This window comes from Actinotalea subterranea (assembly GCF_008364845.1).
GTDB classification, from domain to species: Bacteria; Actinomycetota; Actinomycetes; order Actinomycetales; family Cellulomonadaceae; genus Actinotalea; species Actinotalea subterranea.
The window spans coordinates 140,276-160,709 of the sequence record NZ_VTTP01000006.1 but is presented as its reverse complement, the minus strand read 5'-3'; the positions used below and the strand labels follow the sequence as shown (position 1 = coordinate 160,709).

Below are 20,434 nucleotides of genomic sequence, written 5' to 3'. Positions count from 1 at the left end.
GGCGCCATCGTCCCATCGCCGCGGGGACCACCGCGACCGACGCTCCGCTGGCGAGACGGCGACGCCTGCCCGGGCGCGACCCGGGCGTGGCCCGGACGCCGGCCACGGCCCGCACGCGCCGCCGGTAGCCTCAGGGCTCGTGAGCGAGACCACGCACTGGGTCCTGAGCCTGTCCTGCCCCGACCGTCCCGGGATCGTGCACGCCGTCGCGGGCCTGCTCGCACGGCACGGCGGCAACATCACCGAGTCCCAGCAGTTCGGCGACCCGCTGAGCGGCCTGTTCTTCATGCGCGTCCAGGTCGAGGCGGCCGCGCCGCGCGAGGTCCTGGCGCAGGCGATCGAGGCGCTCGCCGCCGAGTTCTCGATGACGTGGCAGCTCGACGTCGTCGGCCGGCGCATGCGCACGGTCGTCATGGTCTCCACGGCCGCGCACTGCCTGCACGACCTGCTCTTCCGGCAGCAGTCCGAGGGCCTCCCCGTCGAGATCGTCGCCGTCGTGTCCAACCACACGGCCCTCGCGGGCGTCGCCGAGTTCTACGGCATCCCGTTCCACCACGTCCCCGTCACGCGGGACACCAAGGCGCAGGCGGAGCAGCAGCTCCTCGACCTGGTCTCCGGGCTCGACGCCGAGCTCGTCGTCCTGGCCCGCTACATGCAGATCCTCTCCGACGACCTGTGCCGCACCCTCAGCGGCCGGATCATCAACATCCACCACTCGTTCCTGCCCAGCTTCAAGGGCGCCCGACCCTACGCGCAGGCGCACGACCGCGGCGTCAAGCTCATCGGCGCGACCGCCCACTACGTGACGGGCGACCTCGACGAGGGCCCGATCATCGAGCAGGACGTCGAGCGGGTCGACCACTCCAAGCGGGTCGAGGACCTCGTCGCGCTCGGCCAGGACGTGGAGCGGCGGGCGCTGGCCCGCGCCGTCCGGTGGCACGCCGAGCACCGGGTGCTGCTCGACGGCCACCGCACGATCGTCTTCCGCTGACGCCGGACGGCCGCCCAGACCGCACCGCCCGCCGACGACGCCGGCCACGCCGGCCGGCCCCCGGGCCGCGCCCGTCGCACGGCCCGCGCGACGGTCAGCGCGCGGCCTGCGTGACCGTGCGGCGCCGGCCGAGCGAGTCGATGGTCACCGCGAGCGCGAGCACGACGCCCGTGACGATGTAGCGGATCGAGCTGTCGAGGTTGAGCAGCGTGAGCCCGCTCGAGATCGAGTGGATGACGAACACCCCGAGCACCGCCGACCACGCGTTGCCGCGCCCGCCGAACAGGCTCGTGCCGCCGATGACCGCGGCCGCGATCGCGGTGAGGTTGGTGTCCGAGCCGCCCGTGCCCTGGTTCGCCGCGGCGAGCCGACCCGCGGACAGCACGCCACCGAGCGCGGCGAGGCCCGTGCAGGCCATGAACACCGAGACGTAGACGCGCCGGACGGCGAACCCCGCGCGTCGGGCGGACTCGACGTTGCTCCCGACGGCGCGCACGGAGCGGCCCCAGCGCGTGCGGCGCAGCAGCAGGTCGGTGACCGCGACGAGCAGGACGAAGAGCGCGAACATGGCGCCCACGCCGCGGTTGAGGTTCAGGTACCAGGTGGGCACGCCGAGCACGACGGCCAGGACGAGCGCCCGCAGCCCGACGGCGCCGAGCGACGCGGCGGGCAGCTCAGCCGCCAGGCGCCGGTGCCGCTCGACCAGCCGCGTGCCGAGGTACAGGAGCACGACGCCCGCGACCACGGCGTAGGAGGCCACCGGGGGCAGGAACGTCTGCTGCGCGAACCGCACGAGCCACGACTCGTAGGGCAGGTTGATCGAGCCCGTGGAACCCAGCACGCGGACCTGCAGGCCCACGCTCACGAGCAGGCCCGCGAGCGTGATCACGAACGTGGGCACGCCCAGGCGCGTGTAGAGCCAGCCGTAGCCCGCCCCGAACGCGGCGCCGATCGCGACGGCGACGACGACCGCGAGCACGAGAGGCCAGCCCTCCTGCACGAACCCGACCGCGACGACCGCGGCGGCGAGCCCGCTCACCGCGCCGACGGACAGGTCGATCTGCCCCACGAGCAGCACGAGGACGACGCCGAGCGTGATGACGCCCGTCGTCGCCGACTGGAGCGTGAGGTTCACGAGGTTGTCGGGCGACAGGAAGTTCTGGTTGAAGGCCTGGAACACGAGCGCGAGGACGACGAGCGCGACGAGGACCGGCAGGGAGCCCAGCTCACGGCCCCGCGCGAGCGACCACGGCGACCCGCCCTGGCGCCACGACGCGCCGCCCACGAGCTCGCCGGCGGCGGGCAGGACCGGTGCGGAGGGCCGGCTCATGCGCTCTCCCCCCGCTCACGCCCGCGCGGTCGGACCACGGGGGTCGCGCCCGTCATGGCGGCGATGATGTCCTCGTAGCTCGCGCGCTCCGCGTCGAAGTCGCCGTTGAGGCGCCCCCGCCGCAGGACGACGACGCGGTCGGCGACCGCCTGGACGTCGGTCATGTTGTGGCTCACGAGGACCACGCCGTACCCCCGGTCCCGCACGCGCTCGACGAGGTTGAGGACCTCCGCGGTCTGCGTGACGCCCAGGGCCGCCGTCGGCTCGTCGAGCACGAGGACGCGGGGCTCGCCGAGGAGCGCCCGCGCGATGGCGACCGCCTGCCGCTGGCCGCCCGAGAGGTCCGCGACGGGGACCCGGACGGACGGCACGCGCGCCGCGAGCTGCGCGAGCAGCCGCCACGCCTGCTGCTCCATGGCGACCTCGTCGAGCGCGGCCCCTCGACGCAGCTCCTGGCCCAGGAAGATGTTCTCCACGACGTCGAGGTCCTCGCACAGCGCGAGGTCCTGGAACACGGTCGCGATGCCGAGCTGGCGCGCGACCCCGGGGGACCTGAGCTGGATCTCGCGGCCCTCGACGACGACCTCCCCCGCGTCGGGCACGAGCACGCCGGACATGACGCCGACGAGCGTCGACTTGCCCGCGCCGTTGTCGCCGACCACCGCGACGACCTCGCGCGCGTGCACGTCGAGGTCGACGTCGACGAGCGCGCGCACGGCCCCGAAGCTGTGCGAGACGCCGCGCAGCGCGATGACCGGTGCGGCACGCCCGGCCCGCCCGGCCTGCTCGGGGACGCCGTCGACCGGGTGGCGCACCTGGCGCGCGCCGGTCACGACGACGCCTCGGGGCCGAGCAGGCCGAGGCCCACGCAGGCGGCCCGGTACGGCTCGACGCAGATGTCCTCGGCCCGGTGGACCCCACCTCTGACGATCACGTTCTCCACCTGTTCCTGCGTCACGGACACGGGGGCGAGCAGCACCGCGGGGACGTCCTGCACGCTCGACGTCGCGGCCGGCGTCTGGCCGTGCACCACCTGGACGGCGATCTCCGCGGCGGTGCGGGCCTGCTGGCTGATGGCCTTGTAGACGGTCATGTACTGGTCCCCGGCGACGATCCGCTGGATCGCCGCGAGCTCCGCGTCCTGCCCCGTGACCGGCGGGACGGGGTCGAGGCCCGCGGCGCGCATCGCGGAGATCGCGCCACCCGCGGTCCCGTCGTTGGCCGCGTAGACGCCCACGACCCGGCCGGAGAACTCCGTGAGCTGGCCCTGGACCCACTCCTGCGCCTTGTCGGGGCTCCAGTCGGGCGTGTCGTACTCCGCGAGCACCTCGATGCCCGAGCCCTCGAGGGCCTGCGCGAGGCCGCGCTTGAGGCCGGCGACGTTCGGGTCCGTGGGCGAGCCGTGCACGAGGAGCACGCCGTCGCCCGCCCGGACCTCGCCGCGCGCGACGATCGCCTGCACGAGCGCCTGGCCCTGGAGCAGGCCGACGCGCGCGCTGTCGTAGGCCACGAAGTAGTCGAGCGGGGCGTCGGCGATGAACCGGTCGTAGGCGATGACCGCGACCCCCCGGGCGTCCGCCGCGGTCACGATGCTCTGCGCGGCGGCCGCGTCGACCGCGTCGAGCACCAGGACCTGCGCCCCCTGCGTGAGGGCCGACTCGGCCTGCTGCTGCTGGCGGGCGGCGTCCTGCCCGGCGTTCGCGTAGAGCACGAGGCAGTCGGGGCAGCGCTCCGCGACGACCTGCTCGAACACGGGCCGGTCGATGCCCTCGTAGCGCGACGTCTTCGACTCGGGCAGGAGCAGCGCGATCGTCGGGGCCCCGTCGTCCCCGCCGGCGGCGTCGCCCGGCGCGGACGACGTGCAGCCGACGAGCGCGAGCGCGCCGACGAGGGCCAGGACCCGCAGGCGGGCGCGCCCCGGCCGAGCCGTCCCGCCCCGCACGAGCCGGCCCGTCACGAGCCCGCCCCGAGCAGGCGCGGCGCACCGATGTCGTACGTGTCCAGGGCGAGCACGAGCGCGCCCCGCACCTCCGCCTGGGCCCCGAGCATCGACATCTCGACGGCGACCGGGCCCGCCGTGCTCGGCACGGTCTTCGCGTCCAGCACGTCCCGCAGGGGTTCGAGCAGGATCTCGCCCGCGAGCGCGAGGTCCCCGCCCACCACGACCATCTGCGGGTCCAGGAGGGTGCACACGGTCGCGGCGGCCTCACCGAGCTGGCGGCCCGCGTCGGCGACCACGTCGCGGCACGCCTGGTCGCCCTCCTGCGCGCGCGTCACGACGTCGCGCAGCGTCAGGTGACCGTGGGTGGGGCGCAGCCGGCCCAGCAGCTCGGCGGCCCCGACCGACGTCTCGAGGCACCCCCGGTTGCCGCACCGGCAGGGCGGGCCGTCGGGGTTCACGACGAGGTGGCCGAGCTCGCCCGCGCCGCCGCTGCGCCCGTGGTAGACGCGTCCGTCGAGCACGAGGCCCAGCCCGACGCCGTGCGACACGCGCAGGTACGCGACGTGCGTGAGGCCGCGCGCGACGCCGAGGCGCACCTCCGCGAGCGCACCCAGGTTCGCGTCGTTGTCGACCACGACCCGTACCCCGAGGCGCTGCTCGAGGACGTCGGGCACGACGGTGCCGTCCCAGCCCCGCAGGATGCCCGCGGCCGAGACCTGACCCGTGACCACGTCGACCGGGGCCGGGACGCCGACGCCGAGGGCCAGCACCTCGCTGGGGCCGGTCCCGAGCGACTCGAGCATCTCCTCGACGAGCATCGCGACCTGGTCGAGCCCGGCGTCGGCCCGGTGCTCGGGCGGGAGCGGGAGCCGCTGCTCGGCGACGACGCGCAGGGTCACGTCCGCGAGCGCGACCCGCAGCGACCGCTCGCCGAAGTGCACGCCCGCGACGAGCCCGAGGTTGCGGGCGAGCGTGACCTCCTGCGCGCGCCGGCCGCTGCGCGACGTCGGGGAGGTGTGCAGGACGCCCGCGCCCGTGAGCTCCTTGACGATGTTGGAGATGGTCGCCGCGGACAGACCGGTCGCGCCCGCGAGCTCGACCTGCGTGATGGAGCCGCGCTGCTGCACCGCGCTGACGATCCGAGCCCTGTTGGCCTCCCGCAGCGACGTCTGGGAGCCCGGCGTCGCCCGGTCCTTGGCCACAGCCGGAGGATACCGCTCACCCGTTCGCCGTCGTTCCTTGACACGGCCGAGCACGGCGTCCTTGGATGGCGGCGCCGAGGCGGGGGACGCACCCGCCTGCCCGTGGGATGCTCAGCGACGAGATCCGGGCCGGCGACGAGGGAGGCAGGACGTGCAGACACGGCGCACGACGCCGACCGCGCCGCGTGCACGCCTCGTCGGTCGCGCGGCCCTCGGCCTGACGCTCGCGCTCACCACGGCCGGCGTCGCCGGGTGCACGGCCCAGGAGCCGGTCACCACCCCTGCGAGCGCGGAGCAGGTCGAGGTCTTCACCTGGTGGGCGAGCGGCTCGGAGAAGCTCGCGTTCGACTCCCTCGTCGAGGTCTTCGTCGAGCAGAACCCCGGGACCGTGTTCGTGGACGGCGGCATCGCGGGGGGTGCGGGCTCCACCGCGAAGACGCTGCTCGCCTCACGCCTGGCCGACGGCGACCCGCCCGACACCTTCCAGGTGCACGGCGGCGCGGAGCTGGCCGACTACGTCGCGGACGGCCGGCTGCGGGACCTCGACGACCTCGTCGTCGACCTGGGCCTGGACCGCACGCTGCCGGCGAGCGTGCGGGACATGGTGAGCGTCGACGGCACGGTGTACGCGATCCCCTCGAACGTCCACCGGGCGAACGTGCTGTGGGCGAACCCGGACGTGCTCGCGGCCGCCGGCCTCGAGGCGACCGCGAGCTTCGCGACGCTCGACGACTGGTTCGTGGCGCTCGACGCCGTGCGCGCGACGGGCCGCACCCCGCTCGCGCTGGGCTCGACGTGGACGCAGGTCCACCTCCTCGAGCAGGTGCTCCTCGCGCACCTCGGCCCGCAGGGCTACGCGGGCCTGTGGGACGGGACGACGGACGTCGCGGGCGCGGAGGTCACCGCGGCGCTGGCGGACTTCGAGCGGCTCCTCGGCTACACGAACGCGGACCGGGACAGCATGGACTGGCAGGACGCGACGCAGGACGTCATCGACGGGGACGCCGCGTTCGTCGTCATGGGCGACTGGGCGCTCGAGGCGTTCGAGGAGGCCGGCGACACGGCACCGACCGAGGTGCTGTGGGCGACCGCCCCGGGCACCGACGGCGTGTTCGACGTCGTCGTCGACGCGTTCGCCCTGCCCGCCGGCGCACCGAACCCCGACGCGGCGACCCGGTGGCTGCGCGCCGTCGCGTCCGCCGACGGCCAGACCGCGTTCAGCAACGCCAAGGGCGCGATCCCGGCCCGCTCGGACCTCGGCACGGCCCAGCTCGGCACCTACCAGCGCGCCGCGACGACCGCGTTCCGCGCCGACACGGTCGTGCCGTCGCTCACGCACGGTGCCGCGGTCAGCACCGGGGCGCTCGACGCGGTGACCGCCGCCGTCGGCCGCTTCACCTCGGGCGCGACCACGACGACGACACTCCAGGCCGAGCTCGCCCTCGCGCTGCGCTGACCGCGCCCCGCGCCGGGCGGAGGGCCCGCGGCGGCCCGCCCCATCGGGCACGGGCCGCCGGGCACCTCAGCGGCGCCAGCCGAGCACGTCGAGCCAGCCCCAGCTCCAGCCGCCGCCGGTCCACGGCCACCCGGACCAGGGCCACCAGTGCGGCGGCCACCAGCCGTGGCCCCGCGGCTCGGCGTCGACGAGCGCCGCGACGGTCCGCGCCGGGACGGTGACGGTGCCGGTCGCCTTGTCCCAGGTCGTCTGCTTGACCACCTCGTCGCTGCCGTCCGCGAGCACCGGGGACAGGGTGTAGCGGTCACCGGCGAGGCCCTCGACCGGGATGCTGACGGCCTCGTCGGAGGCGTTGAAGACGACGAGGAGGCCGTCGAGCCGCCGGTCGACGTCGCGCCCCTGCGTGTCGTCGACGTGCATGACGACCACGCCCGGCTCGGCGTCGGGCCCGCTGCCCGGGAAGGTGACCTTGTCCCTGATGAGGTCCGCGTCGCCGAGCCGGAACAGCTCGGTCGAGAACCGCAGGCGCAGGAGGTCCTGCGCGGCCTGCGTCGCGTCGTCGATGTCCTGCGGCGACGGCTTGAGCGCGGGGTCGGCCAGCAGCGGCTGCTGGAAGGGCCACTTCTCCTCGTTGTCCGCGGCCGGCGGCAGCCCCCGGCCGAACCCGTTGTCCTGGCCCGACAGGTCGAGCTCGTTGAACCAGTCCCCCGAGTTGTAGCTGTTGCGGTCGAGGGACTTGCTGCGCAGCAGGTCGGCACCCGCGTGCCAGAAGGAGGGCGTCTGGGACAGCGCCGTCGTCGCGAGCGACACGGTGTTCATCCGCACCCGGTCCGCCATGGGGGTGCTCGGCGGCAGCTTGAGGGTCAGCGCGTCGAACAGCGTCTCGTTGTCGTGCGCGTCGACGTAGGTGACGACCTCCTCCGGGGAGTCCGCGTAGCCGGCCGGCTGGCCGTTGTAGTCGATCTCCGCGCCCGTGCGGACGGTGCCGTCGCTCGTCACGAACGAGTAGTCGCGCAGGTTGCCCGCGAGGCCCAGGCGCACGAGGTCGCTCTGGTGCGCCAGGCGTGCGGCCTGCTCGGCCTCCGTCCCGTTGACGGGCGCACCGTTCGGGTCCGTCGAGGCCCCGGAGCCGAATCCCTGGATGCGCGGGTCCTCGTCGAACGGGCCGCCACCGCGCACGGCGTCGCGCAGCCGGTCGCTGAACGTCCCGATGCCCGTCCCGCCGAGCTGGCCCTGCGTCGCCTGCGTGAAGAGCCGGTTGTCGGCGACCTCGCCGAAGTTCCAGCCCTCGCCGTAGAGGTAGACGTCCGAGCCGTCGACGCCGTCGTGGCGCACGTCGAGCTCGTCCAGCGCGTCCCGGACGGCCTGCATCGTGGCGACGCTGTGGTGGCCCATGAGGTCGAACCGGAACCCGTCGACCTTGTAGTCGCGCGCCCACGTGACGACCGAGTCGACCATGAGCTTCTCGGTCATCGCGTGCTCCGTGGCCAGGTTCTGGCAGCAGGTCGAGGTCTCGACCCCACCGGTCGCGTTGAGGCGGTGGTAGTAGCCGGGCACGACCCGGTCGAGGATCGACCGCGGGTCCTGACCGCTCGCGGCGGTGTGGTTGAACACCTGGTCGAGCACCACCTGGAGGCCGTCGGCGTGCAGCGCGCCGACCATGGACCGGAACTCGGCGACCCGTGCGCCGCCGTCGGCGTCGAGCGCGTAGGAGCCCTCGGGCGTCGAGAAGTGCAGCGGGTCGTAGCCCCAGTTGAACCCGTCGGCGTCGCGCACGCCGTCGATGCACGCCTGCTGCTCGGCCGAGTCGGGCGCGTACGACGCGAGGTCGCACGGCGGCACCGCCTGCGCGGCCCGGTCCTCCTCGATGGTCGCGATGTCGAACGTGGGCAGCAGGTGCACCGTGGTCAGGCCGGCGTCGGCGAGGTCCTGGAGGTGCTCGCGGCCGTCGGTCCCGTCCTGCGCGAAGGCGAGGTAGGTGCCGCGCAGCGCGGCCGGGACGCTCTCGTCGCTGATCGAGAAGTCGCGCACGTGCAGCTCGTAGATCGTCTGGTCCACGGGCTCGACCTCGGGCTGCCGGGCCCGCTGCCACTCACGCGGCTGGTAGGCGCGGTCGTCGAGGTCCACGAGCACCGAGTGCGTCGAGTTGAGCGTGAGGGCGACCGAGTACGGGTCCGTGACCCGGTTGACCTCGACGGCGTCCGTCGTCGGGGCGTACACGGTGACCTCGTACAGGTACGCGGCGCCCTTCCACGCCTTGGCGCCCCGCACGGTCCAGGTGCCGTCCGGCTGACGCGCCATGTCGACGCGCTCGGGCTCGGCGGTGCGGTCCTCGCCGCGCCACAGGAGCAGGTCCACGTCCTGGGCGGTGGGCGCCCACAGGGCGAGCGAGGGCGTCTTGTGCTTCCACGTGACGCCCAGCGCCCGGTCGGCGGCGTCCTCGGCGAAGAGGTCGTCGACGACGCCGGGGACCTGGACGCCGGTGATCGCTGAGGCGGCGTCCTCGGCGTCGTACTGGCCGACCAGGAGCTCGCCGGTCAGCCACGCCTCGACGTCGGCCCTGCCTGCGCCCTCGAGCGTCAGCGCGAGGTACCCCTCGAGGGCCGGGAAGCGCTCGAGCTGCTCGGCGGTCAGGCCGTCGGTCGCGAGGACGAGGTCCACCGCCTCCCCGCCGACCACGGCACCGTCCTCCACCTCGAGGGACGCGTCGGGTGCGTGGTGCAGCCGCCAGGTCAGGTCGGCCGGGTCGGTGCCCTCGGGCACCAGGTCGGCCGGCCACGCGATGGTCGCCGCGTCGATCCAGTGCGCCTGCCACTGGCCCACACCGGCGAGCGGCGGGTCGGTCACCTCGATCGTCAGGAGATGCGTGGCGATGTCGTAGGTGAAGGTGATCGGCTTGCCGCCGGGCGCCGTGAACGGGATGTTCGCCCCGCCCGGTGCGCCGCCGACGCCGTAGTTCTCGTCCCAGCCGAGGCCGTGCGCGACCTTGAGCTCGTAGGAGCCCGCCGGGATCGCGGCTGTCGTGTACGTGTAGGTGCCGTCGCCCTCCTTGTCCTGAAGGGACGTCACGACGCAGTCGGGCTGCCAGTCACCCGGGCAGCCGACCTCGCTCTGGAAGGAGCCCGGCAGGGTGATCAGCGGGCCCTGGGCGCTCGAGGTGAACCACTTGGTGGCGTCGTCGTACACGAACGTCACCGTCTGGGCCTCGGCGAGCGAGAAGAGCACGTCGGCCCCACCGGCCACGCCACCGGCGCCGTAGTTCTCGGTCCAGGATCCGCCGATGGCGATCTTGTAGGCCCAGTCACCGGCCGGCACCGTGAACGTGCCCGAGTAGACCCCGTTGCCGCGGTGGGCGAGCGTGACGGCCTCGCACTCGGGCTGCCAGTCGCCCGGGCAGCCGAGCTCGCTGTCGAGGCTGCCGGGGATGGTCACCATGAGGTCGGTGCGGCCCGTGCCCGGACCGGGCTCCTCGGGGTCGTCCGGCACGCTGCCGTCGACCGTCACGCCGACCGACCCGAACGTGGAGGCGGCGACGGCGGTGCCGGCGGCGTCCACGCTCACGGCGCGGTACTCGACGAGCGTGCCGTCCGCGAGGCCCGTGACGTCGTGGAAGACGCGCGGCGACGTCGTCTCGGCGGTGCCGAGCGGTGTCCAGGTGTCGTCGCCGACCACGCGGTACGCGAAGGAGGTCTCGGCCCAGACGTCGTCCGCGACGTCGGCCCGGACCGGTGCGACGCCGGTGAGCGCGGCGCCGGGCGCGGGCAGGTCGACCTCGAGGTCCGCCGCACCGGGCGCCACGGTCGCGTCCGCCACGAGGGCGACGGCCGAGAACGCCGGGACGGTCAGCTCGACCCGTCCGTCGGCGTCGGCGGTCACCGCGGCGTGGTCGCCGAGGAGCGTGGTGAATCCGGCGCCGGGCGTCAGGGTGTCGACCGTGACCGACGCGGGCGCCCCGGCGTTGTTGACCGCGACCAGGTGCTCGACCTTCTCGTCCCGGTGGACCCGCGAGAACGCGTAGACGGTGTCCTCGCCGTCGCCGGAGACGGGGCGCTCGATCTGCGCGCCGCTCTCCAGGGCGGGCGTCGCGGCACGCAGGTCGGCCAGCGCGGCGATGTGCTCGTACAGCGGGGCGTCGGTGTCGAAGCGGTCGACGGAGCCGACGGCCTCGCCGGTGAGCAGCTGCTGGTCGGTGTACTCGGCCACCTGTGAGGCGAAGAGCGTCTGACGTGCGCTCTTGTCGCCGCCGAGGCCCGCGAAGCCCTGCTCGTCGCCGTAGTAGACGACGGGCTGGCCGCGCGTGAGGTACATGAGGCTGTGCGCGAGCTCGGACCGCTCGAGCCCGTTGCCGTCGCCCTGGACGAAGTAGCCGATGCGACCCATGTCGTGGTTGCCGAGGAAGGTCGGCAGGGCCGAGGCGCTCGTCGTCGGCGTCGTGTACATGTCGTCGCCGGCGAAGAGCTGGGTGAGGGTGTCGGGGCTGAAGCCGCGGGCGAAGGTCGACGCCGCGGACTGGAAGGTGAAGTCCAGCACGGAGCTCATGTCGGTCCGGCGCACGTACGGCGAGAGCTTGGCCGGGTCGGCGTCGTAGACCTCGCCGAACATGAAGAAGTCGTCCTTGCCCAGCCCGTGGGCGTAGTCGAGGACCTCGGTCGTCCACTGCTCCCAGAACTCGAAGTTGACGTGCTTGACGGTGTCGATGCGGAAGCCGTCGATGCCGAGGTCGATCCAGCCCTGGTAGACGTCGACGAAGCCGTCGACGACCCTCGGGTGCTCCGTCATGAGGTCGTCGAGGCCGGAGAAGTCGCCGTACGTCGTCGACTCACCGCTGTAGGTCGAGTCACCACGGTTGTGGTAGAGCGTGGGGTCGTTGAGCCAGGCCGGGACCTTGACGTCCGCGTCGGCCGGGGCGATCACGGGCGTGTAGGGGAACGAGTTCTGCGCGTCGAGGGCCGGGAACGGCTCGGCGCCGCCGGCGTAGTCCGCCGGGTCGAAGGGCGTGACGCCGTCGGCCGTGTAGTACGGCTCCGTCGCCTGGTCGACGTAGGTGTACTGACCCTCGGCGTAGCTGATCACGTCCGCGGTGTGGTTCGTGATGATGTCGAAGTACACCTTGATGCCGCGGGCGTGCGCGTCGGCGATGAGGGCCTCGAGCTCGGCGTTGGTGCCCAGGTGCGGGTCGATCTGCGTGAAGTCGGTGATCCAGTAGCCGTGGTAGCCGGCGGAGGCGTTCTCGCCGGTGCCCTGCACCGGGCGGTTGAGGAACGAGGGCGTCAGCCAGATGGCCGACGTGCCCAGGCCCTCGATGTAGTCGAGCTGGGCCCGCAGGCCGGCCAGGTCGCCGCCGTTGTAGAAGCCCTTGTCGGTGGGGTCGAGGCCCGTGGTGAGGCGGTCGCCGGTGAGACCGCCCTCGTCGTTGCTGGGGTCCGCGTTCTCGAAGCGGTCCGTCATGACGAAGTAGAACTGCTCGGTGGAGCCGGGCTGACGGACGGGCTCCGCGACCAGGGCGTCGTCGGCCGGGCTGTAGTCACCGGTGAGCATGAGCGGCGCCAGGCCGATGCGGTGCGTGGCGTCGTCGAACGTGACGCGCAGGCGCGTCGGACCCGCCACGGTCAACGGCACGTTCTCCGCGCCGCCGTCGCGCCCGTACGCCTCGTCCCACGTGCCGTTCATCGCGACCTTGTACTGCCAGGAGCCCGCCGGGACGTCGAGCTCCGCCGCGTACTGGCCGGGGGTGCCCGTGGGTTCGAGGCGGGTCTCGGCGCAGTCGGGCTGCCAGTCCCCCGCGCACCCGAGCTCGCTCTGGAGGTCCCCGACGAGGGTCGCCGTGCGATCGGCCGCGACCGCGGCCGGGCTCAGCGGGACGGTCACCGCGACGGTCCCCACGAGGGCCAGGGCGAGGCTTGCAAGGACGCTGGTCGCCCTGCGCGGGCGGACGGCACGGGCGGTGGTCATGGGGACTCCCTCGTCACCAGAACTTCACCCGGGTGAGATCCCAGGGCGCTGCGTGACTGTAACGCCTTGCAGCAACGCCTTGCAACGGTCAGTCCGCATCGCCTCTCAGCTCGGCGGCCCGCGCGGCCACGTCGGCGGGCGGCAGATCGACCTCCACGACCTTGTCCCGGCTCGTCGTACCGGTCACGAGCCGCACCCCTCGGCGTCGGACGCCGAACGCCGCCGCCACGGCCGCGAGCGCCGCCTCCGTCGCCGCGCCGTCCACGGCGCGCGCCCCCACCGCGACGACGAGCCGGTCGCCGTAGGCCCCGCCGACGCTCGTCCGGGACGCTCCGGGGCGCACGCGCAGCGCGACGCGGCCCCAGCTCGCGTCCGTGTCCCGTGAAGCTGCCACGGCACCATCCTGCCGCGGACCGGACCCGGCCCGGACCGGTGCGGTCGCCGGCTCAGGCCGTCAGGTCAGGCCCGGTCCGCTCGCCGGCTCAGGCCGTCAGATCAGGCCCAGCTCCCGCACCGCGTCGCGCTCCTCGACCAGCTCGGCGACCGACGCGTCGATGCGACCGCGCGAGAACGCGTCGACCTCGAGCCCCTGGACGATCTCCCAGTCGCCGCCCGACGACGTCACCGGGAACGACGAGATGAGCCCCTCGGGCACGCCGTACGAGCCGTCGGACACGATGCCCGCCGACGTCCACGAGCCCTCGGGCGTGCCGAGCACCCAGGACCGCACGTGGTCGATCGCCGCGTTCGCGGCCGACGCCGCCGACGACGCCCCGCGGGCCTCGATGATCGCCGCGCCGCGCTTCGCGACCGTCGGGATGAACGTGCTCTCGAGCCAGGCCTGGTCGCCGACGACCTCGGCCGCGGGCCGGCCGCCGATCGTCGCGTGGGACACGTCCGGGTACTGCGTCGCCGAGTGGTTGCCCCAGATCGTGACCCGGTCGATCTGCCCGACGCCGACGCCCGTGCGCTCCGCGAGCTGCGAGAGCGCGCGGTTGTGGTCGAGACGCGTCATCGCCGTGAAACGGTTCGCCGGGACGTCGGGCGCGTGCGCCTGCGCGATGAGCGCGTTCGTGTTCGCGGGGTTGCCGACCACGAGCACGCGCACGTCGTCGGCCGCGCCCGCGTTGATCGCCTCGCCCTGCGGCTTGAAGATGCCGCCGTTGGCCTCGAGCAGGTCCCCGCGCTCCATGCCCGGGCCGCGCGGACGCGCACCGACGAGCAGCGCGACGTTCACGCCGTCGAACGCCCGGCGCGCGTCGTCGAAGATCTCGACGGAGTCGAGCAGCGGGAACGCGCAGTCCGCGAGCTCCATCGCGGTGCCCTCGGCGGCCTTGACGGCCTGCGGGATCTCGAGCAGGCGCAGCCGCACCGGCGCCGCGTCCCCGAGCATCGCGCCCGACGCGATCCGGAAGAGCAGCGAGTAGCCGATCTGCCCGGCCGCGCCGGTCACGGTCACGGTGACCGGGGTGGTGCTGGTGGTGTCCGACATCGGGGAGCTCCTTCGGTCCAGGGTGCGGGAACAGCGGCAGTCGGTCAGGCGAGGCGTGCGGCCAGGTTCTCGTCGAGCGCCGCGAGGAAGTCCTCGGTGGTCAGCCACTCCTGGTCGGGCCCGATGAGGAGCGCGAGGTCCTTCGTCATCTTGCCGCTCTCCACAGTCTTGACCACGACGTCCTCGAGCGTCTCGGCGAACTCGGTGACCTGCGGCGTCGCGTCCAGCTTGCCGCGGTGCTTGAGGCCGCCCGTCCACGCGAAGATCGACGCGATCGGGTTGGTCGACGTGGGCTTGCCCTGCTGGTGCTGGCGGTAGTGCCGCGTCACCGTGCCGTGCGCGGCCTCGGCCTCGACGGTCTTGCCGTCGGGCGTCATGAGCACCGACGTCATGAGGCCGAGCGAGCCGAAGCCCTGCGCGACCGTGTCGGACTGGACGTCGCCGTCGTAGTTCTTGCAGGCCCACACGTAGCCGCCCTCCCACTTCATGGCGGCGGCCACCATGTCGTCGATGAGGCGGTGCTCGTAGGTGAGGCCCTTCTCGGCGAACGCCGCGGCGAACTCCTGCTCGAACACCTCGGCGAAGATGTCCTTGAACGCGCCGTCGTACGCCTTGAGGATCGTGTTCTTGGTCGAGAGGTACACCGGGTAGCCGCGCTGGAGGCCGTAGGCGAACGACGCGCGCGCGAAGTCGCGGATAGAGTCGTTGAAGTTGTACATGCCCATGGCGACGCCGCCGCCCTCGGGGTACGTGACGACCTCCTGGCGGATCGGCTCGGAGCCGTCGGCGGGCGTGAACGTCAGCGTCAGCGTCCCGGCCCCGGGCACCTTGAAGTTCGTGGCGCGGTACTGGTCGCCGAACGCGTGACGGCCGATGATGATCGGCTTGTTCCAGCCGGGCACGAGACGCGGGATGTTGCTGATGATGATGGGCTCGCGGAAGACGACCCCGCCGAGGATGTTGCGGATCGTCCCGTTGGGCGAGACCCACATCTTCTTGAGGCCGAACTCCTCGACCCGCGCCTCGTCGGGCGTGATGGTCGCGCACTTGACGCCGACGCCGTGCTCCTTGATCGCGTGGGCGGCGTCGATCGTCACCTGGTCGTCCGTCGCGTCGCGGTTCTCGATCGACAGGTCGTAGTACCGCAGGTCGATGTCCAGGTAGGGGTGGATCAGGCGGTCCTTGATGAACTGCCAGATGATCCGCGTCATCTCGTCGCCGTCCAGCTCGACGACCGGCCCGACGACCTTGATCTTGCCCATGCGGAGCTCCCGTTGCTGTGGTGGTTCGTCCTGCGGCGCGGTCCGGGCGGTCGGCCCGTCGCGCCCGGCGCGGGCGGGTCGACACCGACCCGGGACGCGCCGTCGTGCCCGCCGGACAGATTACTCGACATCGAGAGATCTCACCGCACCGGTCGCTGCCGCACCCGCGGGCCGGTCGCCCCGGCGATCCCGGGCCGCGCACCCAGGGGCCGGTGGCATGATGCCCGACGTCGGCTCGAGCCGACGCACGCCTGCCCTCGAGGAGAGGAACCTCATGCCCACCCCCACGCCCGAAGCGCGCCCCGAGGGAACGCCCGCCGAGCCTTCGACGCCGGACGCACCCGACGCCGGCACCGTGGGTGACGCGACGTCCGCGCCCGTGGGCGACGTCACGGTCGAGGCCGTCTGGGTCGACACCGTCCCGCCCGAGCTCGCCGACGCGGACGACGACCTCGACGACGACGACCTGGACGACGACGACTTCGCGACCGTCCCCGCGACGTCGGGCGCCGGCCTCGCCGCCCGGCTCGGCACGGAGATGCTCGGCACCTTCGCGCTCGTGCTCGTGATCCTCGGCGTCACGGTCTTCGCCCCGATCTCCGGGGTCGGGACCATGGGCACGGCGATCGCCGCCGGCCTGACCCTCGCCGGTCTCGGTGCCGCGTTCGGCCACATCTCCGGCGGGCACTTCAACCCCGCCGTGACCCTCGGCGCGGCGATCGCCGGCCGCGCGCGCTGGCTCGACGTGCCCCTGTACTGGTTCGCCCAGGTGCTCGGCGCCCTCGCAGCCGCCGCGACCGTCTTCATCACGATCCCGACGACGCTGCCCGCGGCGCTCCAGGTCGCGGACGTCCGCACCTTCTTCGCCACGACCGCGAACTCGTGGGGCGAGAGCTCGCAGCTGTGGACGGCGTCGGGCCAGACCACGGCCTTCGACCTGCGCACCGCGTTCGTGCTCGAGCTGCTCGCCGCGGCCCTGCTCACCGCTGTCGTGCTCGGCACGATGCGCCGCCGCACGGTCCGCTCGACCGCGCCCTACGCGATGGGTCTGACCTACGCGGCCGTCCTGCTCCTCACGGCACCCGTCACGGGCGGGTCGGCCAACCCGGCGCGCTCGCTCGCGTCCGCGGTGTTCGCGGGCGGCGACGCGATGGGGCAGGTCTGGGTGTTCGTCGTCGCGCCGATCGTCGGCGCCGCGATCGTGGGCCTCGCCTACTTCGGGTTCGCCCGGCCGCAGGACGCCGAGGACGACCGCGAGGGTCTGCTCGTCATCGAGCGGTACTGACCTCCGAGCGGTACCGACCCGGGCCGGTGAGCCCGGCCACGCAAGGCCCGACGACGCCGGGCGGCCCCTCTCCGGAGGCGGTCCGCCCGGCGTCGTCCGTGCGGGCGTCGGACGTGCGGGCGCCGTCCGTGCGGGCGCCTGACGTGCGGGCGCCGGACGCCTGTCAGACGCCGGGCGTGCGGACCAGCAGGAGGATGCCCAGCGCGAGCACCAGGAGGATGGTCACGTCCACCCAGGTCGAGCGGACCGCGATGCCCTCGGGCCGGCGGCCCCGGCCCACGAGCCGCGCGATCGCGGCACCCACCAGCGTCACGGCGAGCAGGACCACGCCGGTGCGCGCCTCGACGAGGACCGTCACGAGGGTCGCCACCGCGAGGGCCAGGACGACCAGCCAGAGCGCGGGAGCCCGGTGCCGCTCGGGGGCTTCCGGCGGGGCAGACGTCACGCCCGGAGACTACCGTGAGGCCGTGCCGACCGCCGGTGAGCCCCCTGCGACCCCCGTCCCGACCGGTGCGCGTGGGCCGCTCCCACGGGCCGCCGTCCGCTCCGTCGTCGTGGTCGGTGCGGGCCTCGCCGGGGCCCAGGCGGTCACCGCCCTGCGCGCCGAGGGCTTCGACGGCCGGATCACGCTCCTGGGGGCCGAGGGGGTCGAGCCCTACGACCGTCCTCCCCTGTCGAAGGAGCTGCTGACCAGACCGGCACCCGCGTGGCTGCGCGACGAGCTCGGCCTCGACCTCGGGGCCGCGGACGACGTCCGGCTCGGCACGGCCGCGACGGGACTGCGGCTCGACGGGGCCCGGATCACGGTCATGACCTCCGAGGGGCCGGTCGAGGCCGACGCGGCGGTGCTCGCGACGGGTGCTCACGCGGCCCGTCCCCGCGACTGGCCGGGCGTCCTCACGCTCCACACCGCGGCCGACGCCGCCGACCTGCGCGCGCGCCTCACCCCGGGCAGCCGCCTCGTCGTGGTCGGCGCGGGCTGGATCGGCGCCGAGGTCGCCGGCGTCGCCGCGGCGGCCGGGGTCGACGTGACCGTCGTCGAGGCGGCCGCAGCACCGCTCCTCGCCGCGCTGGGCCCCGTCGTCGGCGCGCTCACGGCGCCCTGGTACGCCGACGCTGGGGTGCGGCTGATCACGGGGACCGCTGTCGCAGGCATCGAGCCCGGCGCCGTGCACCTCGCCGACGGCCGTGCACTGGGCGCCGACCACGTCCTCGCCGCCGTCGGCGCCCGCCCGGCGACGGCCTGGCTCGCCGGGGCGCTCACCCTCGAGGCGGACGGGTCCGTGCCCGTCGACGCGGGCTTCCGCGTCGACGGCCCGGCGCGGGTCGTCGCGGTCGGCGACCTCGCGCGTCGGCGGTCCCCGCGCCACGGGTGGGTGCCCGGTGGCCACTGGGACGGCGCGCTGCGCGGCCCGGCGATCGCCGTCCGCTCGCTCCTGGCCGAGGTGTGGCCCGACGGGGGCATGGCCGGCCTGGGCGACCCGGCCGGCCCGGTCGACCCGGCCGGTGCCGTCGCGCCGGTCGCCACGCAGCCTGGGGACGACCCGGCGCCCTACGTGTTCTCCACGCAGCTGGGCCACGAGCTCGGCCTCTACGGCCTGCCGGGCGCCCGGGACGACGTCGTGCTGCGCGGCGACCCGACCGGCCCCGTGACCGCGCTGTACCTCGAGCGGGGCACCGACCGGCTCACCGCGGTCCTCGCGATCGACCGGCCGCGCGACATCGCGGCTGCGCGGCGCCTGTTCGCGGCGGCCGAGCTGCCGCACGTGGACCGGGCGGTCGCGGCCGACGCCGACCGGCCGCTGCGCGACGCCGTCCGCTGACGGCCCGAGCGAGCCGTCAGCGGACGGCCCGGTCAGTGCGCGAAGTGGCGCGTGCCCGTCAGGTACATCGTGACGCCCGCCGCCTGCGCGGCCGCGACGACCTCGGCGTCGCGCACCGAGCCCCCTGGCTGCACGACGGCGCGCACCCCGGCCTCGAGCAGCACCTCGAGACCGTCCGCGAACGGGAAGAAGGCGTCGGAGGCGCCGACCGAGCCGCGCGCACGCTCGGTCCCGCCCGCGTTCGCGCGGTCCACGGCGAGCCGGCAGGAGTCGACCCGGTTGACCTGGCCCATGCCCACGCCGACGGACGCGCCGTCGCGCGCGAGCAGGATCGCGTTGGACCGCACGGCCCGCACCGCGCGCCACGCGAACTCGAGGTCGGCGAGCGTCGCCGCGTCCGCGGGCTCGCCGCTCACGAGCGTCCACCGCGCCGCGTCGTCGCCCCCGCCGTCCACGACGGCGTCGACCATGTCGCGCGCCTGGAGGAGGAGCCCGCCGCTCACCTGTCGCATCTCGACGCCGGCCGCCGGGGCCCCGGCGACGCGCAGCAGCCGCAGGTTCTTCTTCTGCGTCAGGACGGCGATCGCCTCGGGCTCGAAGTCGGGCGCGACGACGACCTCGGTGAACACGGGCGCGATCTGCTCCGCTGCCGCCCGCGTCAGGGTCCGGTTCGCGGCGATGACGCCGCCGTACGCGGAGACCGGGTCGCACGCGTGCGCCTTGGCATGCGCCTCGGCGACGTCCTGGCCGACGGCGATGCCGCAGGGGTTGGCGTGCTTGATGATCGCGACCGCCGGGCCGTCGTGGTCGTGCGCGGCCCGCCACGCGGCGTCGGCGTCGACGTAGTTGTTGTAGCTCATCTCCTTGCCGTGGAGCTGCTCGGCGGTCGCGAGGCCCACGCCCGCGCCGGCCGTGTACAGGGCGGCACGCTGGTGCGGGTTCTCGCCGTACCGCAGCACCGTCGAGCGCTCCCAGGTCGCGGCGGCGAAGGCCGGGAAGCCCGAGTCCGACGCCACGTCGTCGGGCGCGTAGGAGGACGCGAACCACGAGGCCACCGCGACGTCGTAGGCCGCGGTGTGCGCGAACGCGGCAGCCGCCAGCGAGCGGCGCTCGGCGAGCGTGAACCCGCCCCGTCTCACGGCCGCCACCACGTCGTCGTACCGCGCGGGGTCGACGACGACGGCGACGCTCGGGTGGTTCTTCGCGGCGGCACGCACCATGGACGGCCCACCGATGTCGATCTGCTCGACGACGTCGTCGGGCGCCGCACCGGACGCGACGGTCGCGGCGAACGGGTAGAGGTTGACGACCACGAGCTCGAACGGCGCGACGCCGAGGTCGGCGAGCTGGGCGACGTGCTCGGGCCGGCGGGTGTCCGCGAGGATGCCCGCGTGCACGCGGGGGTGCAGCGTCTTGACCCTGCCGTCGAGGCACTCGGGGAAGCCGGTGAGGTCCTCGACGGCCGTGACGGGGACCCCGCCCGCCGCGATCGTGGCGGCCGTGGAGCCCGTGGAGACGATCTCGACGCCCGCGGCGTGCAGGGCTGTCGCCAGGGGCACGAGCCCGGCCTTGTCGTAGACGCTCACGAGCGCGCGGCGCACCGGGCGGCGGGTCTGGGGTGCGGTCGCGTCGGCGACGGCGGGCAGGGGCGTGGTCTCGTGCGGCATGCGGACCTCCGGGTCGGTTCGATCGGCTGAGT

14 protein-coding genes are annotated in these 20,434 nt (G+C 74.2%); 4 read left to right on the top strand and 10 right to left on the bottom strand.

The genetic code is table 11. From position 1 onward, the window contains the following. Window positions 1-139: 139 nt before the first annotated feature. The gene (purU, locus tag FZ988_RS12215; protein ID WP_246169461.1) at window positions 140-991 is read left to right on the top strand and encodes a formyltetrahydrofolate deformylase; all 852 of its coding nucleotides are present in this window, start codon (window positions 140-142) and stop codon (window positions 989-991) included. 94 nt (window positions 992-1,085) lie between these two features. On the opposite strand, the gene FZ988_RS12210 is transcribed toward purU, so the two are convergent. The 4 genes from FZ988_RS12210 to FZ988_RS12195 all read right to left on the bottom strand — a co-directional run bounded on the left by FZ988_RS12210 (window position 1,086) and on the right by FZ988_RS12195 (window position 5,465). Next, the gene (locus tag FZ988_RS12210) at window positions 1,086-2,321 is read right to left on the bottom strand and encodes a sugar ABC transporter permease (protein ID WP_149204301.1); all 1,236 of its coding nucleotides are present in this window, start codon (window positions 2,319-2,321) and stop codon (window positions 1,086-1,088) included. Next, a complete protein-coding gene (locus tag FZ988_RS12205; RefSeq protein WP_425457978.1) occupies window positions 2,318-3,073 on the bottom strand; it encodes an ATP-binding cassette domain-containing protein in 756 nt (251 codons plus the stop codon). The genes FZ988_RS12210 and FZ988_RS12205 overlap by 4 nt, the downstream gene beginning before the upstream one ends. Window positions 3,074-3,150: 77 nt before the next feature. Then, window positions 3,151-4,278 (bottom strand): substrate-binding domain-containing protein, encoded by a 1,128-nt coding sequence (locus tag FZ988_RS12200; RefSeq protein WP_223145119.1) that lies wholly within the window; start codon window positions 4,276-4,278, stop codon window positions 3,151-3,153. After that, window positions 4,275-5,465 carry an ROK family transcriptional regulator gene (locus tag FZ988_RS12195; RefSeq protein WP_149204300.1) on the bottom strand — a complete coding sequence of 397 codons (1,191 nt, stop codon included), beginning with the start codon at window positions 5,463-5,465 and terminating at the stop codon, window positions 4,275-4,277. Before FZ988_RS12195 ends, FZ988_RS12200 begins: the two co-directional genes overlap by 4 nt. A gap of 151 nt (window positions 5,466-5,616) precedes the next feature. On the opposite strand from FZ988_RS12195, the gene FZ988_RS12190 reads away from it, so the two are divergent. Then, complete coding sequence (locus FZ988_RS12190; RefSeq protein ID WP_246169460.1) at window positions 5,617-6,921, top strand: ABC transporter substrate-binding protein; 1,305 nt, start codon at window positions 5,617-5,619, stop codon at window positions 6,919-6,921. 66 nt (window positions 6,922-6,987) lie between these two features. On the opposite strand, the gene pulA is transcribed toward FZ988_RS12190, so the two are convergent. The 4 genes from pulA to FZ988_RS12170 form a co-directional block, all read right to left on the bottom strand. Then, a complete protein-coding gene (gene pulA, locus FZ988_RS12185; RefSeq protein WP_149204299.1) occupies window positions 6,988-12,873 on the bottom strand; it encodes a pullulanase-type alpha-1,6-glucosidase in 5,886 nt (1,961 codons plus the stop codon). 88 nt (window positions 12,874-12,961) lie between these two features. After that, window positions 12,962-13,267, bottom strand: coding sequence for a DUF167 domain-containing protein (locus tag FZ988_RS12180; protein WP_149204298.1), 306 nt, complete (start codon window positions 13,265-13,267; stop codon window positions 12,962-12,964). A gap of 96 nt (window positions 13,268-13,363) precedes the next feature. Then, window positions 13,364-14,365: a malate dehydrogenase gene (locus FZ988_RS12175; RefSeq protein WP_149204297.1), complete on the bottom strand. Its 1,002-nt coding sequence runs from the start codon at window positions 14,363-14,365 to the stop codon at window positions 13,364-13,366. A gap of 44 nt (window positions 14,366-14,409) precedes the next feature. Further along, a complete protein-coding gene (locus FZ988_RS12170; protein ID WP_149204296.1) occupies window positions 14,410-15,627 on the bottom strand; it encodes an NADP-dependent isocitrate dehydrogenase in 1,218 nt (405 codons plus the stop codon). 274 nt (window positions 15,628-15,901) lie between these two features. On the opposite strand from FZ988_RS12170, the gene FZ988_RS12165 reads away from it, so the two are divergent. Beyond that, window positions 15,902-16,912 carry an MIP/aquaporin family protein gene (locus FZ988_RS12165; protein ID WP_188079083.1) on the top strand — a complete coding sequence of 337 codons (1,011 nt, stop codon included), beginning with the start codon at window positions 15,902-15,904 and terminating at the stop codon, window positions 16,910-16,912. A gap of 163 nt (window positions 16,913-17,075) precedes the next feature. Here FZ988_RS12165 and FZ988_RS12160 read toward each other — a convergent pair whose 3' ends face one another. Beyond that, on the bottom strand, window positions 17,076-17,357 hold the full coding sequence (locus FZ988_RS12160; protein WP_149204294.1) for a DUF3017 domain-containing protein: 282 nt from the start codon (window positions 17,355-17,357) through the stop codon (window positions 17,076-17,078). 22 nt (window positions 17,358-17,379) lie between these two features. Between FZ988_RS12160 and FZ988_RS12155 the strand changes: the two genes are divergently transcribed. Then, window positions 17,380-18,735: an FAD-dependent oxidoreductase gene (locus FZ988_RS12155; RefSeq protein ID WP_149204293.1), complete on the top strand. Its 1,356-nt coding sequence runs from the start codon at window positions 17,380-17,382 to the stop codon at window positions 18,733-18,735. Between the two features lie 32 nt (window positions 18,736-18,767). Here the strand turns inward: FZ988_RS12155 and purH are convergent, their stop codons facing one another. Beyond that, window positions 18,768-20,402 carry a bifunctional phosphoribosylaminoimidazolecarboxamide formyltransferase/IMP cyclohydrolase gene (gene purH / locus FZ988_RS12150; RefSeq protein WP_149204292.1) on the bottom strand — a complete coding sequence of 545 codons (1,635 nt, stop codon included), beginning with the start codon at window positions 20,400-20,402 and terminating at the stop codon, window positions 18,768-18,770. Window positions 20,403-20,434 lie beyond the last annotated feature (32 nt).

Excerpts from the sequence above, each read along its gene's own strand:
- FZ988_RS12210 (WP_149204301.1), bottom strand. The coding sequence starts at position 2,321 with ATGAGCCGGCCCTCCGCACCGGTCCTGCCCGCCGCCGGCGAGCTCGTG.
- FZ988_RS12165 (WP_188079083.1), top strand. The coding sequence starts at position 15,902 with ATGCCCACCCCCACGCCCGAAGCGCGCCCCGAGGGAACGCCCGCCGAG.
- purH (WP_149204292.1), bottom strand. The coding sequence starts at position 20,402 with ATGCCGCACGAGACCACGCCCCTGCCCGCCGTCGCCGACGCGACCGCA.
- pulA (WP_149204299.1), bottom strand. The coding sequence starts at position 12,873 with ATGACCACCGCCCGTGCCGTCCGCCCGCGCAGGGCGACCAGCGTCCTT.
- FZ988_RS12170 (WP_149204296.1), bottom strand. The coding sequence starts at position 15,627 with ATGGGCAAGATCAAGGTCGTCGGGCCGGTCGTCGAGCTGGACGGCGAC.
- FZ988_RS12175 (WP_149204297.1), bottom strand. The coding sequence starts at position 14,365 with ATGTCGGACACCACCAGCACCACCCCGGTCACCGTGACCGTGACCGGC.